Genomic DNA, 15136 nt, shown 5'->3' on the forward strand with positions numbered 1-15136 from the left:
GTAAATTTAATTTTTTATATAACAGCATGAATCGTGAGAATATTCTGTCAAAATTCTTGTCATTCTACCATATCTCCAATAAGGTTGAATATCAGTTTAAGATTTTGACTCTACTTGAGTATGTATATTCGTGAATAAAAAATTGCATGGTCATTTTGCAATGTATCAATAATTCTTTTTGAAAGATAAAATCCTGATTTGATCTGTGTAACACCGCGGCTCATTTAGCATTCTGATATTTTGTATTCCGGCATTTTGTTGACAAAAATAAAAAGCTTAGATATGAACTGTTTAGACGGTTTTCTTAACTCAACACTTTAATAAAAAAAAGATTGACTATGAGCCTTTTTATTCTTCTACCTGTTATCTTTGGCTCTTCGTTAATTCTTACCATGATCGGGCTTGGCGGCGGATTGGTTTTTTCTCCCTTTTTTGTCCTCATTGGGTTTCCTATCTCCACAGCGGTTGCGGCATCCCTTTTTTTGAACGGCATAGCTGCACTTTCCGCTCTTATTGTCTATATGCAAAAGAAAATGGTGGATTACTCTGTGTCTATACCTTTGGTTGTGACCTCTCTTTTGGGAGCTCCAATTGGGGCGCTGATGACTCAGAAAGTAAATATCCAAGTTTTTATTATTATTCTGGCCATGGTTCTTTTTCTGGCAGCCCTGCGGATGTTATTTTCTAAAAAAGTTCAAAGTCAGGGAGAAAACGTAAGCTGGCAGGTGAGGGTTTTCGGCGGTGGTTTGATCGGGTTGATCATCGGATTTATGGGCGGTCTCTTAGGGATTGGCGGTGGTGTTTTTATCGTACCCTTGCTGATATATTTGATCAAAGTGCCAACCAAGACCGCAGCAGCCTCTTCAATTTTTATTGTCTGCTTTTCATCTTTTTCAGGATTTGCTGCCCATGCCACGACAGCCTCACTTGACTGGCAATTTATCCTTCTGGCATCCGTCTGCTCTTTTGCCGGAGGACAGATCGGTTCCCGAATCATGGCAGAAAAACTTAAGGGAAAAACCATTCGAGTCCTTTTTGGGATTATTCTGTTGTTCATGTGTGCAAAGCTTTTATACAAAGCATTTATATGATGCATAACATAATGGTGCTTAGAAAATTAAAAACTTTTGTTGTGACCAGCAATTCTCGGTCACTATTTTTTTCATGCATCAGTAGGGTTTTCCATTTAAAAGTAAATATTTTTTTCGTACACTATTGCTCAAATCTTACGTAACTTGTTGATATTACAGGAGAAAAAATAAATCTAGATTTTGTTTTAAAAATGTTGTATATTTTCAGCATGTTACAATATGACAAGGCAAATACCAGTGCATATTAAAAAATACCTGGGCTTTACAGGCTTGAGAAAAATACTGTCAAAACGATTCCTTCAAGTCGAAGACAGCCGTGAAGCAGACAAGGTTAAATATAGACTGCATGATTTTTTCATGACCGGTTTTGCCATGATGTATTTTCAAGACCCCTCACTACTGACTTTCCAACGCAGATTACAAAAAGCCTGGAATTTGAACAATTTAAAAACCATGTTTAACATAGAATCCATTCCCAAAGATACCCAGCTGCGGGATATTCTGGATCAAGCGCCAACAGATGAACTCGAAGCAATTTTTTCAGATTATTTATACCAGCTTCAAAGAAACAAGCATCTTGAACACTATCAATTTCTTAATGGTGCATATCTTATCCCCATAGATGGGTCTCAATACTTTTCTTCTAAGAAGCTTAGCTGTCCGGGATGTCTTACCAAAAAGTCCAAGGGGAAAATTCGATATCACCATCAAATTCTTCAAGCAGTTATCGTTCATCCGGATATGAAACAGGTATTACCACTTGCGCCCGAATCGATTCAAAACAAAGACGGATCAACTAAGCAGGACTGTGAGATGAATGCCGGCAAAAGGATCATAGCAAAGATAAGAAAAGCCCATCCTAAATTAAAAATTACCATTGCAGGGGATGGACTGTATTCAAAGCAGCCATTTGTTGATGAATTAAAAAAATCTAATATGTCCTATATCCTTGTAGCCAAACCAACAGATCACAAGGTCTTGTTTGAGTGGGTTGATGAGCTTACAGGACTAGGTGGTGCCAAAAAGCTTGAGATAAAACTTCCTAAAGGGAAGAAACATGTTTATGAATGGATCAATCAGGTTCCCTTAAATGGAACAGCAGATGCCGACCCGGTAAATTTTTTCAAATTTAAAATAATAAACAAAGACAAAACGACCTATAAAAACAGCTGGGTAACAGACATAGCAATTGACAAGGGGAATATCAAAAATCTTGTCAAAGGGGGGCGTGCCCGATGGAAAGTGGAGAACGAGACGTTCAATACTTTAAAAAATCAAGGGTATCATCTTGAACATAACTTTGGTCATGGCAAGAAGAATTTGTCCATGGTATTTTTTATATTAAATTTACTTGCCTTTTATACCCATCAAATCTTGGAACTGACTGATCCTCTTTATCAAAAATGCAGACAGGACTTCAGCTCCCGCAAAGAGTTCTGGAACCAGCTTCGATGCACTTTCAGATTCATGATATTTGAAAGCTGGGAAACGATGCTTGAAAAAATCATAGGCCCTCCGGACTTTATGCCGCCATGATATGACTCTGCTTACCTAAAAAACAGTTTTAACCGCCATACATCCAGAGATATCTGTTTTCAAAAAATGTCCCAAAGCTGTCTTTTGAAATCAGTTCTTGTATTTTTTCCATATTTTTTATTAATATCCGGTTCATGTAGACTGTTAACCTTGAAGACGGTAAAATCCGATGAAAAGATAGATACCCTAAACTTGAATATATTATGTGACCGAGAATTGCTTGGACACCGCCGGCGGGCTGGAAAATTATCCGATTATATGCTACTGCTGAAGCTTTACTTCACTCAGCCGCATAACGGAGTTATGACGGACAGGCGAAGAAAAACTTCAGCAGCAGTCAAGGTGAATTTACCACCCCACTCCCCGGGCCGTTGAACAAACCGTTGCACTTGGACAAGCCTGTGAACTCAACATTCGGCGGAATAAACAGTAATCAAAAAATTGCGAGGAAGGCCCTATGCATTTAGTCAAAGATTCTTTTGAAAGGATTATTGAAAACCTCCATGACGGTTTATATTTTGTAGACCGAGATAGGGTTATAACATACTGGAATAAAGCCGCTGAAAAGATTTCCGGATTTACTGCTAATGAGGTCGTTGGTACATCTTGTTCTGATAATATACTCACCCACGTCGATAGTGAAGGTAATAGCCTTTGCACTGGGATGTGCCCTCTTGCTGTAACCATTGCTGATGAAAAACCTCGCGAAGCTGAAGTATACATGCACCACAAGGATGGTCACAGAATACCGGTTTCTATCCGTGTCAGTACATTGACCGACACAGACGGCAAGATACTTGGCGGGATAGAGTTATTTACAGATATTAGCAATCAGGCAACCAATGAATTGAGGGTAAAAGAACTTGAAAAATTGGCTCTTCTTGACAACCTTACTCAATTAGCAAACAGAAATTACATAGAGAAAGAAATCCAAAGTAGATTCGAAGAGAAAAAACGTTTAAATGTCCCATTTGGTATTTTATTCATAGATATTGACCATTTCAAAAATTTTAATGACATTTATGGTCATAATGTGGGTGATGATGTTCTTAAATTTGTTTCGAATACTTTTGTTGCCAACGCCAGACCATTTGATCTTTATGGACGCTGGGGCGGCGAAGAGTTTATTGGTATTATACGTGACATAAACGACAAAGAACTTGAGCTGTTGGGGGACAGGCTTCGTTTACTGATTGAAAATTCATATTTAATTCTGGAAAACGAAAAGCTATATGTAACAATTTCAATTGGAGCAACACTCATTAATAAAAATGACACTATTGATAGCCTGATAAAAAGAGCTGATACTCTTTTGTATAAAAGCAAGGCAGCGGGAAGAAATCGTTTGACAATAGGTTGAATATTATTGCCGAACAATTATAATCAAAAGCATTTTCCCAAAGTGTGCTTTATATATTTACCTTATTTTGAAAAAGCATTTTTTCCAAAAAAGATGTTGCTATTATGAGAATTAATAAATATGTCACTCACTAAAACCAACCAAAGTATTGAGAATGATGTGAGCAGTTTTACCTTTATTTCTACCTTGATCATGGCCATCGTTTTAAAATGTTCCATTTGATACTATTCAAATTTCTTTTCAAAATAAAAATCTTGGTATATAAAATAAATTAAATGGATGCAGAAAATCGATTTGTTCATGTCATCAAGGAGAAGAATACCGATTATGGGAAAATTATCAGGGAGTAGAAAAATCTCTTCGTTTTTTTTAAGATTTTTAAGAGTTGTTATTGTTCTGGCTATTGCCATTGCATTAGCAAAATTGCTGATATCTTTAAAAGAGGAACCTGAAAAAACAGAAATTATCAAAACGCCCCCCAGCGTCAAGATAATGGTCGTAACGCCTGTTTCAAAAATCATGACCGTGGATGCATATGGCACGGTAAAACCAAGGAAATTGGTAAAGATTGCCATGGAAGTGCCGGGGAGAATCGATTATATCCACCCCTCTTTTATTGAGGGCGGGGTGATTCATAAGGGGGAGGTTCTGATCAGGATTGATCAAAGATCTTATAAACTGGACCAGCAGGCAGGACAGGTGCGGATCAGGCAGGCAAAAACTGATATTGAAAGCTTAAAGCAGGATATTGAAAACTTGAAAAATGACATCCTGCTTTCCAAAGACAATGTAGAGATTGCCAAAAAAGAACTGAAGAGAATCAAAGCGTTGAGTAAAAATCAATTTGCTTCAAAAAACAGTCTTGATAAGGCCGAACAGCAATATTTACAGGCAAAGATTGCCCTGCAGAGTATCAGCAACAGACTGTCTTTGACGGATACGTTAATGGAACAGAAGAATACGGCTCTTGCCATGGCCCGTGTTGATTTCCAAAAAGCAGACCTCGCGCTTCAGAAGACCCGGATAAAATATGAGTTTGATGGTTTAATTCTGGATAAATTTGCTGAAAAAGGGGAATATGTCAATCCCGGTCAGATCTTAGGGTCAATATATCAAAAAGGCAGCCTGGATGTGGATGTGAGAATCCCTTTGGAAAAAATGAAATGGATTGAATCTTTTTTTAAAAACGGGAAAACACCGGATGCAAGAGTAATGATGGCCAACTTTGACTCGATGAAACCCTATGCTTGGGATGCCAAAGTCGTCCGGTTAAAAGCAAAGATTGATGAAAAGACGAGAACCTTGCCCATGACGCTTGAAATACTGAAGACGGATGTAAAAATAAAAGATATTTTCAATTTAAAACCGGGTACATTTGTTAAGTGCAGTATTATTGGAGAAGCTTACAAGAATATTTATGTGCTGCCAAGGTATCTGTTAAAGAGTGATAATATTCTTTTTACAGTGAATGACAATCATTTAAAAATGAAAAAGGTGAATATTTTAAGAAAGTTTGAAGAAGAAATGTATATTGACAGCGGGCTGAACCCGGGTGATAAAATTATTTCTTCCCCCCTTCCAGGCGCCATTGAGGGAATGAAGCTTAATATCAAACAAAATGGAAAATAAAACATGAAAGCGTTGGGCAAATGGTCTGTTGAACACAGGGTTTCTGTGAATCTCATAATGGTCTTTCTGATTGTGGCAGGGCTGTACACGGTTTTAACCATGAAACGGGAAATGTTTCCTCAATTTTCCCTTGATATGATCAATATTTCCGTAACATACCCTGGCGCATCCCCAGAGGAAGTTGAAGAAGGGATTTGTATCAAGATCGAAGAGCAGCTCAAAAGCCTTGAAGATGTCAAAACAATGTACTCAACCGCCCTTGAAGGACACGGGTCGCTAACATTGGAACTTGCGGCCGGGACAGATATTAATGAAAAACTCGATGAAATAAGAACTGAGATAGACCTGATTGATACATTTCCCGACCAGGCAGAAGAGCCGGTTATCATTGAGATCAAAAACAATGATCCGGCCATCTATCTGGCTATCTATGGTGATGTTGATGAAAAGGTGTTGCGGGATACTGCCGAGAGAATAAGGGATGATCTTGTGGATACGGATGATATCTCCCTTGCAAGCCTCATTGGTGTCAGAGACTATGAAATTTCCATTGAAGTGTCTGAAGAAAATTTGAGACGATTTAATCTGTCTTTTGAACAGGTTGCAATAGCTGTAAAGACAGGAAGTCTTGATTTGCCGGGTGGTAAAATTAAGACAAAAGGCGGTGAATTTCTGGTCCGGACCAAGGGGAAGCTTTATACGGGCGAAGAGTTTGAACAGATTCCCGTGGTGACAAGGGAAGATGGAACCACCATTAAACTTGGGGATGTGGCAACGGTTATCGACGGATTTGAAGATACGGATATCAAGGCAAGGTTTAATGGAAAACCGGCAGCGCTTGTTGTTGTCCGGCGTACGGACAGCCAGGATACCATTGCCATCTCAAAAACAGTCAAAGAGTATATTAAAACGCATAAGGATTCTCTTCCCAAAGGCATCACCCTGGGCTATTGGTTTGATATGGCGGAAATGGTCCAGGACAGGATTGATCTTTTGCTGAAAAACGGTGTCCAGGGAATATTGCTGGTATTTATCGTATTGGCCCTGTTCCTTGATCTTGGACTTGCTTTCTGGGTGGCATCCGGGATTCCCATTTCATTTATGGGCGCCTTTCTTGTCCTGAACTATTTCGGCGCATCCATTAACATGCTATCCCTGTTCGGGTTTATCATGACATTGGGTATTCTGGTGGATGATGCGATTATTGTCGGGGAAAATGTTTATACCCATTATAAAACAGGCAAATCCGCCAAAGAGGCGGTGATTGACAGTGTTGCCCAGATCGGGGCGCCGGTTGTGATGGCGGTTACCACGACCATTGTCGCATTCACACCTTTGATGCATATTGAAGGAATTATGGGAAAGTTCATCTTCATCATGCCCCAGACAGTGATTTGTATTCTTGCCTTTTCTCTTATAGAGGCCTTTGTTATTCTACCGGCTCACCTTGATCATGCACTTACCCCGCCAAAAAAAAATAAAAGTCTGATTTACCGGATTTGTTTTTTCTGGCTGGAATGGTTGAAAAAAGATATTTTGGATGGCCATGGATGGGTTCGGGACAGAATTGAAAGCGTCTTAACGGTTGTTATCCGCTCGATTTATACCCCTGTTTTGAAATATTGTGTTAAGAATCGGTATTTTACGCTTGCCATGGGGTTTGGGATATTGATTGTCAGCATCGGGGTTTTGGCAGGCGGACATGTGCCGTTTGTGTTTTTTCCGAAAACCGACAGCAACTGGATTGTTTCAGAGATCATATATCCTTTGGGAACTCCCTTTGAAGCCACAGAAAAGACCATAAAACAAATTGAAAAAGGGGCTTTTGAGCTCAATGCGTTTTTCAGGGACAGGGTGGCGGGGGGTGATGATTTGATTGTTAATAATTTTTCACAGGTGGGTGTTATTCCCAGAAGAGACTGGAAACCGGGTGTGTATGGCGGACATTGCGGGGAGGCTTGGATAGAGATCCAATCGGCGTCAAAACGGCCCGATATTCCTGCGCCTGAAGTAACAGCAAAATGGCGGGAACTGACAGGGGATATTCTGGGTGCTGAACAGCTCACCTTTTCCATTATCGGCGGCGGGCCCGGTGGGAACCCCATAGAAATTCAACTGAAGGGCAAGGATCTTGATCAGCTTGAACTTGCCGCAGATGAGTTGAAACAGGAAATTGAAAAATACCCGGGAACCTTTGATATCACGGACACTTTTAGGCCGGGTAAAATGGAAAAACGGATTCACATCAAAAAAGGGGCTAAATCTTTAGGCATTACAATGGCAGATATTGCCACACAGATCCGGCAGGCCTATTATGGAGATGAAGCTTTGAAGATCCAGAGAGGCAAAGATGATATCAAAGTAATGGTACGATATTCTCAAAAAGAGAGGGAATCCGAAGCCAGTATTGATGCGTTAAGGATCAGAACCCGAGACGGAAGGCAGGTGCCTTTGAACCAGGTGGCTGATATTGAAATGAAAAGAGGGTATTCAACCATTCAGCGGGTAGACCGGAAAAGGATCATTACCGTCATTTCCGATATTAATGAAGATATTGCCAATGCCCGGGAAATCGTTGAAGATTTAAAAAAGAATTACCTTGATACCCTTGTTAATCGATTCCCAGGGGTGACCTATGACCTGGAAGGCCAGGCCAAAAGAACTGAAGAATCCATTGATAGCCTTAAGTTAGGATTTTCTCTTGCAGGAATGATTATATTTTTGCTCCTGGCCAGCCAGTTTAGATCCTATATCCAGCCGGTCATCATCATGACCGCCATTCCCTTTGGACTCATCGGCGCGATTGCCGGGCACTATTTTATGAACCTTGATATCACTATGATCAGTATATTCGGAATTGTTGCCCTGTCCGGAATTGTAGTAAATGACGCTTTGATTTTAATCGATTTTATCAATTCAAAGGTCAGGAAAGGCATTCCGGTTTTTGATGCTGTCATTGAAGCAGGGCAGAACAGGTTCAGGCCGGTTCTTCTGACCTCGGTGACAACGGTTGCAGGTCTTTTCCCGCTTCTTCTGGAAACCAGTTTTCAGGCACAGTTTTTAATTCCAATGGCAGTCAGTATCAGTTTCGGTCTGATGGCAGCCACTGTTTTAACCCTTGTTTTTGTCCCGTCTTTGTATGTGGTTATCAATGATACGGTAGGGATTTTTATTGCCGGAGATGATGAAACTGCATTTAATGAAATCAAATCATCAATACCCCAGGGGAAAAATAGAGATTAAGATCAGCAAAATGGATAATATATTTAATAAAAATTTTTGGCTCAACGAGTGGGAAAAAGATAAAAAGAGTGATACTTACAGCGTTCATAAGGGGTTTTCCACCCGGGAATACTGGGACAGTGCGGCTGCTACATACAATCAGAATAAAAAAGAAATTAAGGGCCGCCGGCTTAAAAAGACAATGTCGTTTTTTAAAAAAAGTGGTCTTCTGTTTGACGGAATGACTGTCCTTGAAATCGGATGCGGAACTGGAATGGTTGCAATAGAGTTGGCAAAACACGGCGCACAGGTGACAGCCCTTGATTTTTCAAAGGGGATGCTGGAACAATTTAAACAGGGTATCACGCCTGATATAAAAAAAAACATCACTGTTCTTCATGAAGACTGGTATAAAATAGATAGTGAAAAAAAAGGATGGAAAAAGAAATTCGATCTTGTCATTGCCTTTATGTCTCCGGGAGTTGCAAGCCCGGAATCCTTTTTTAAAATGATGAGCTGTTCAAAAAAAGGATGTGCTATCCGGGGATGGGCCGCAAAAAGAAATCACCCGATTCTGTCTGATTTATGGGAAAAAATTGTGGGAACAGTTCTTGAAGACAAGCCACAGAGTATTTTATATAAAATAAATCTCTTGTTTTCTTTGGGCTTTTTCCCGGAGATTACCTTTGATGCAATTGAATGGGACCAGACAGTTTCGATTAAAGAAGAATTTGACAGCCAAATGGCTTTTTTTAAAAAAGTGAGCAAACAAACTGATACTGAGCTTGAAAAAATTATTCGTCCTTATCTTGAGAGCATGTCGAAAGACAATTATATTGTCAGGAAGCATAAAGGCTTGACAGCCACGGCAGTCTGGGAGATGGATTCACGATACCCTTAAATCAAATATCGGCAGCCTGTCTTCACCCAGTTTTTCTTTTTTGATTCCCAATGCAGCACCCAGGATTTGTGTAAAAAGGACCGGAGTGATATGGTGTTTTTGGCATTCATTTTGAAATGACAAATCAGTATATTGTATCTGGCAATGGGTACAGGCAGTACAAATATGGTCTGCCCCCGATTCTAATGCGGCGTTTAATTTGGAATTCAGTATTTTTAAAGACAGGTTTTTATTGGTTTCATAAATGGGATTTCCGCAGCACTCAGTGCTTTTTGACCATTCAACGGTCTTAAATCCGGTGATATTTATCAGTTCTTCAAAAATTTGGGGTGCGTGCGGATTATCAAATCCGGTGATAGTAAATGGCCTCAACGCGTGACAGCCGTATTGGGTGACAATTTTCTTTTCAGGCAGTTTATGATTAATTTTCTTTTTAATTTCAAGAACGCCAATGTCGTCATAAAGAAACGAAAGAAGGTGCTTGATTTTTGTTTTTCCGTCCCAGAAAAGATTTTCATCTGCAAGAAGGCAATCCATTTTTTGTTTTAATTCTTTATTTTCATGCCATTGGTAAGAGGCGTATTTGAGTTGCCCGAAACAGCATTTACAGGGGGTGATGATATCCAGATCATATTTTCGGGCCAGGGCAAAATTTCTTATGGAAGAGAAAACAGAAACTTCAAAACTGGTGCTCCGGGCAGGATAACCGCAGCAATTGAATGGAAGTTGAACCAGGTCCACGCCCAGTTTTTCCATTAAAGATTTAAAAGAGGTGTCATAGTCTTTTAAATAAAAATTTATTTTACATCCCGGGAAATATGCAAGTTTCATAATGTGTTCGCCTTATCCGCTGTGGTCATGATTTTTAACCTTTCAGCTGTCTGGTTTGAGATGTTTCGGAGTTCTATAATGATATCTGCAACTTTTATCTCACTGGGACAATGCTCCTGGCATAAATAACAGGTCAGGCAGTTCCAGACCATCCGGGTTTCTGCAGCCGTCTGTTTTTTTCCCAGCCTTAACAGGTTCATGATTTGCTGGGGTGTCATGTCGTTATCGTTTCCACTATAAGCAACGACGGGGCAGACATTGGTGCAAATGGTACACTGAACACAATTTTCAAAAGAATAAACACGGCCGGTAAGATTTTGGGTCAAGCCATATGTTCCGGCGGCCCGATCTTTTTCCAACTCTTTATTTCCCCAGTCCTGAAGTGCCTTGTCTTTTACAAAGGTATAATTATCCGGATACCCCATTTTATGCAGTGTTTTCGGAAGTGTTTTCCATAATCCCTGAAGGTCAATTCCCGACGGACAGATATTTGTACAATTATTGCACATTGTACACTCATCATTGCCAAGCTGAAGCTGATTCAGCGCTTCCGGGTTCAGATGTCCCGTAAATATCATTTTTCTGGCAGATTCGATTTTGGAATGGGGCAGGATCTGTTTATTCCCTGTGATTAGAAAGTTTGGATAAACACTGCAGACCTCAGAACAGATACCGCAGTTTGTGCATGCAGCAAAGGTTGCCGGGTGAATGAATACCGCTTCTTTTTGAAAGTGTTTGTTCGTCACTTTATGCTGTGCACTTGCAAACGGAATCAATAACATATGGAAAAATCGTGAAAAAGGAAGACTGATCAGCATTAAAAATGAAAGCAGGTAGTGAATCGGATACAGCCAGTTGTCTGCACGGTAATGGTTTAAAAAATTTGCAGGTTTTCCAAGATGCGTGGCAAATGCCTTTGATACAAAGGCACTATTTATTTTTGAGTGACAGTCAAGGCAGTAGTCATTGTTTAAACGTCTGCCTTGTTCAAGTGCATCTTCGGTAATGAGGAGCGTTTCTTTAAATACAACATGATAATTTTTTTCCCAGTAAATTTTCAGGTGATCAAGGTCTGTGCCCTCATCCAGATCGGAATAGTCTTCAACCATTTCTAAAAACGCAGGTTCTGAGATGATTTTTACCGTTTCAAGCATAAACCCTGAACCAATCACCAAAAGGATCAGGATAATGGAAAAAATTCCTTTATATTTTAATTTGTTATCCGGCTTGATTCGAGTATTGAAACTTCTTCTAAACAAAAATCCAATACATCCGGCCAGTACCAGAAAACCGGCAAAATTTCTCAGGAATTGAAAGGGATCAAGAGTGGGTTGATAGTATTGAAACAGGTTAAATGCAGTCAATTCGTCCAAAGCATGGAAAAAAACCAGATAGCTAAAACCGGATAACACAAGAAAATGAACTGCCCACCTTGTTTTTGATGCGCGAAACAGTTTTGATTGAAAAATCGTGTTGAAAAGGACCAGCTTTAAATTTAAACTCAATTTTAATTTCGGGACCCCTGAGGCACCTTTTTTTTGAAACCGGTAAACCTGAAATAAAAGACCTGCTGTTGACAGGATTAATGATGTATATAAAGTAATTTGAAACATCAGTGTCCTGTTGTGCTTTTTTTATAAAAATCATTAACCGCTGTAAATGCGCTTAAGGCCGAGACTCCGGAACCTGATTTGAGTCTGACCCAGTCATTGTGGGCAAGAATTGTCCCAATGGCATAAAGATTTTCATAAATAATAGCGCCATGTGTATCCACCGGCCTGAAAACACTGTCTGTTTCCACGCCTGCCGTGTTAATCAGGTGTCCCTGTTTTTCAAAAAAATCAAGGTGATGCCAAAGGCTTCTTTCGTCTGGCTGATAAACCGGCAGGTTGAATACGGTTTCCTGTATACGTCCTCTTTGGGCATGGAGTCCTCCTCCCGGGAATCTTCCCGTGGCAAGAATACCCCCCCTGGATCTTATTTGAGTTTCCATATTCTGATTCATTACATCTAAAACAAATTCAGATCCGTTAAATCGCGGTGGCTTGATTTTTGCCTGACTCAAAAAATGAACCTTATTTTTGGCCAGTTTTTTTTCAAATGCATTTTTCAGTCGTAACCCTGGAATGGAAGGCGGCATCATCGGAATTTCAAATATATCAAGACCGGTCATTTTTTCCAGACGGGTCAGTGCCTCAAGGCTTTTATTTACACCGCATACTGCAGGTATCCCCATCAGTTCAACTTTATCCAGGAAAGGAGAAATCTGTGTGGCAAGCTCTTTGAGAAAGGAAGAATCTTCAAACAGTGTTGCCAAATGTGTTGGATTTAAATCGCCATTTTTTCCCGGAACCTCCACACTTAACGTAAGAATATTGGGATAGTTCTTTTTTAAAATATCCGCTATTTGTCTGGCACAAAACCCCTTTAGCCCTTTAAAGTCTACAAGCAATAAGTTTGTATCATTTTTAAGCAGACGGCTTTTTGAAATGGTTTCAGGAATCATACAGGTTGGTTTGAACGTACCGGCAGAGGTGAGAACAGATCTGTTCCCTTTCTCTGGTTTAATATAATTAAGTCCGGCTGATTGTAAAAACCGGGTTAAAAAATCAAAACTTTTCAATATGGCTTCCAGGCTGGTCTTTGAATACGGATGTCCGGGCATTTCTTTTTGCAATAAGCTCAGGCCTGTTAGAGGGTCCTGCAAGACTGTTCGTGAATGAAGCGGATAGACACCCAGAAAATCAAACAAACCGCTTGCAAAATAAAGGTGTGATGAATTACCCGTCTGAACCGTTTTCAAGCCGAGAGCAGAAGCGCGAGCCGCAGCAACCATGCCTGCAAAACCGGCCCCAATCACTGTTATGTCACATGTGATATATTTTTTATCTTTCATTTTTTAACAAGTTCAAGGCCGAATAAGCCGCAATGTATCATTTCCTTTAAAGAGGACTGAACAAGTGCCTGGCCCCATAACAAGGATTGTTCCCCTTTCCATCGTTCATTTAAAAAATATTTCAGATCGTTTATACCGGTTTGATCCATAATTTCCCCCCTGGCATAGAGATGTGACAGTATCCGCATGCTGCAAAAAGCCCCCTGGCAGGGCCCCTTTCCAATCCTGGTTCTAAGGGCAATGGATGAAAGGTCAGGTTTTCCACCATTTTTTTTAATTGAATCAATCACTGTATTTATCGCACTGGCCGGAACCATTTCACATTCGCAGAGAAAAGGGTCTTCCAGCGTATCGGGTTTGAACGGATCATTGACCAGAACCCCCGGTTCCGACCATTCTCCGCTATGGGTGGATGGCAATGGGATCATTTTTGTCCGGCATTCCACTGAAACTTGATGTTTTTTACAGACAATATCAGATGTCTTTTCTGCCATTAACCGGTATGTAGACAGTTTGCCCCCTGTAATTGTGATAAGATTATTCACCTGGTCTTTTTCATGATCCAGCAGGGTAAATCCTCGGCTCACATCTCTGTCATTGTCTTTTCCCATGCTGACCAGGGGTCTTACACCTGCATATGCCCGGATATACCGGCAGGTTTTCAGTTCAGGTATCATTTTTTCACCCTCACTGATAATATAATCCACTTCTTTGACCGTGGGATAGATGTTGTCCGGGGACTTGATTCTTACGGAAGTGGTTCCAAGGATTGAAACAACGCCGCCCGGAACCAGAATATCTCCATCAGTGGGTTTTCTCAGGCGGTTAATCGCTCTTTTTGTGATTCGTTTACTTGTGACCAGAAGACTTCCCTTGGAAAAAACCATATTGATGTGAATCCCGGCCATGGCAGCAATGCTTCCGGCCCACGCTCCGGTTGCATTGACATAGGTTTTTGCTTTTATTTTATGGGTTTTGCCGCTGATTTGATTTCGAACCCGGGCATAAACGATGGCCTTGTTTTCAATCTTGAACGCTTCAATCCGGGTGTGGCTGAGGTAGCAGGCCCCTCTGGAAACGGCATCGTTTATATTTTCAATGGACAGTTTAAACGGGTTAATGGAAGCATCATTCACTTTATACACAGCGATTGTTTCATCCGACAATGACGGTTCCATTTCCCGGGCTTCTTTCGGATCTATCTTTTCAGATGGAATTCCGTATTTTTTACACATATCAGGAAAATCAGCAATGTAATTTTCTTTATCTCCCTTAACAGCAACAAACAGTCCCCCGGTTTCCTCGATGCAATGGCCGACATTTTTTTTTAATATTTCCGATTCAGTACTGCACTCAACCGCTGCCTCGGGGTCAGAACAGACATATCTGGCACCACTGTGCAAAAGGCCGTGATTCCCACCGGATGCACCGGCATTCAGGTCGCTTTTTTCAATCAGAATCACGTTGAGCCCTCTAAGTGTCAGGTCTCTGGCAATCCCGGTGCCTGTCACGCCCCCGCCTATGATTAATACATCTGTTTCCACAATATCGTCTCCAGTTGCAACCAGAAAGGGTGTTTTTACTGGATGTTGGTTTTTAAAATTCAAGCCCGAAGTCCTGAATTAATATGTTCCTTTTTTATTGTTTTTATATATTTTTTATTGTTTTTT

At 40.4% G+C, this 15136-nt stretch carries 10 protein-coding genes; 6 read left to right on the plus strand and 4 right to left on the minus strand.

Features of this window, described 5'->3' with window-relative positions:
• Positions 1-338 precede the first annotated feature (338 nt).
• The 6 genes from HGJ91_RS02520 to HGJ91_RS02545 all read left to right on the plus strand — a co-directional run bounded on the left by HGJ91_RS02520 (position 339) and on the right by HGJ91_RS02545 (position 9739).
• Positions 339-1091 carry a sulfite exporter TauE/SafE family protein gene (locus HGJ91_RS02520; RefSeq protein ID WP_291346118.1) on the plus strand — a complete coding sequence of 251 codons (753 nt, stop codon included), beginning with the start codon at positions 339-341 and terminating at the stop codon, positions 1089-1091.
• Positions 1092-1328: 237 nt separating this feature from the next.
• Positions 1329-2627: a hypothetical protein gene (locus HGJ91_RS02525; protein ID WP_291346119.1), complete on the plus strand. Its 1299-nt coding sequence runs from the start codon at positions 1329-1331 to the stop codon at positions 2625-2627.
• Positions 2628-3084: 457 nt separating this feature from the next.
• A complete protein-coding gene (locus tag HGJ91_RS02530) occupies positions 3085-3987 on the plus strand; it encodes a GGDEF domain-containing protein (RefSeq protein WP_291346120.1) in 903 nt (300 codons plus the stop codon).
• A gap of 327 nt (positions 3988-4314) precedes the next feature.
• A complete protein-coding gene (locus tag HGJ91_RS02535; protein WP_291346121.1) occupies positions 4315-5616 on the plus strand; it encodes an HlyD family efflux transporter periplasmic adaptor subunit in 1302 nt (433 codons plus the stop codon).
• Positions 5617-5619: 3 nt separating this feature from the next.
• A complete protein-coding gene (locus HGJ91_RS02540; protein WP_291346122.1) occupies positions 5620-8859 on the plus strand; it encodes an efflux RND transporter permease subunit in 3240 nt (1079 codons plus the stop codon).
• On the plus strand, positions 8816-9739 hold the full coding sequence (locus tag HGJ91_RS02545; protein ID WP_291346123.1) for a bifunctional 2-polyprenyl-6-hydroxyphenol methylase/3-demethylubiquinol 3-O-methyltransferase UbiG: 924 nt from the start codon (positions 8816-8818) through the stop codon (positions 9737-9739). Before HGJ91_RS02540 ends, HGJ91_RS02545 begins: the two co-directional genes overlap by 44 nt.
• On the opposite strand, the gene HGJ91_RS02550 is transcribed toward HGJ91_RS02545, so the two are convergent.
• Genes HGJ91_RS02550 through glpA form a run of 4 tightly spaced genes read right to left on the minus strand, consistent with a single transcriptional unit; the run spans position 9725 to position 15073 of the window.
• On the minus strand, positions 9725-10570 hold the full coding sequence (locus HGJ91_RS02550) for a CoB--CoM heterodisulfide reductase iron-sulfur subunit B family protein (RefSeq protein WP_291346124.1): 846 nt from the start codon (positions 10568-10570) through the stop codon (positions 9725-9727). The genes HGJ91_RS02545 and HGJ91_RS02550 overlap by 15 nt on opposite strands.
• Positions 10567-12183 (minus strand): 4Fe-4S dicluster domain-containing protein, encoded by a 1617-nt coding sequence (locus HGJ91_RS02555; RefSeq protein ID WP_291346125.1) that lies wholly within the window; start codon positions 12181-12183, stop codon positions 10567-10569. The genes HGJ91_RS02550 and HGJ91_RS02555 overlap by 4 nt, the downstream gene beginning before the upstream one ends.
• Positions 12183-13466 carry a glycerol-3-phosphate dehydrogenase subunit GlpB gene (gene glpB / locus HGJ91_RS02560; protein WP_291346126.1) on the minus strand — a complete coding sequence of 428 codons (1284 nt, stop codon included), beginning with the start codon at positions 13464-13466 and terminating at the stop codon, positions 12183-12185. Before glpB ends, HGJ91_RS02555 begins: the two co-directional genes overlap by 1 nt.
• Positions 13463-15073: an anaerobic glycerol-3-phosphate dehydrogenase subunit GlpA gene (gene glpA / locus HGJ91_RS02565; protein ID WP_291346127.1), complete on the minus strand. Its 1611-nt coding sequence runs from the start codon at positions 15071-15073 to the stop codon at positions 13463-13465. The genes glpB and glpA overlap by 4 nt, the downstream gene beginning before the upstream one ends.
• Between the last annotated feature and the right edge of the window lie 63 nt (positions 15074-15136).

It is taken from the genome of Desulfobacula sp., from assembly GCF_014237455.1.
Taxonomy (GTDB): Bacteria; Desulfobacterota; Desulfobacteria; order Desulfobacterales; family Desulfobacteraceae; genus Desulfobacula.

Bases quoted from the DNA above. Each gene is read 5' to 3' on its own strand.
- HGJ91_RS02520 (WP_291346118.1), top strand. From the start codon at position 339: ATGAGCCTTTTTATTCTTCTACCTGTTATCTTTGGCTCTTCGTTAATT.
- HGJ91_RS02530 (WP_291346120.1), top strand. From the start codon at position 3,085: ATGCATTTAGTCAAAGATTCTTTTGAAAGGATTATTGAAAACCTCCAT.
- HGJ91_RS02535 (WP_291346121.1), top strand. From the start codon at position 4,315: ATGGGAAAATTATCAGGGAGTAGAAAAATCTCTTCGTTTTTTTTAAGA.
- HGJ91_RS02540 (WP_291346122.1), top strand. From the start codon at position 5,620: ATGAAAGCGTTGGGCAAATGGTCTGTTGAACACAGGGTTTCTGTGAAT.
- HGJ91_RS02545 (WP_291346123.1), top strand. From the start codon at position 8,816: ATGAAATCAAATCATCAATACCCCAGGGGAAAAATAGAGATTAAGATC.
- HGJ91_RS02550 (WP_291346124.1), bottom strand. From the start codon at position 10,570: ATGAAACTTGCATATTTCCCGGGATGTAAAATAAATTTTTATTTAAAA.
- HGJ91_RS02555 (WP_291346125.1), bottom strand. From the start codon at position 12,183: ATGTTTCAAATTACTTTATATACATCATTAATCCTGTCAACAGCAGGT.
- glpB (WP_291346126.1), bottom strand. From the start codon at position 13,466: ATGAAAGATAAAAAATATATCACATGTGACATAACAGTGATTGGGGCC.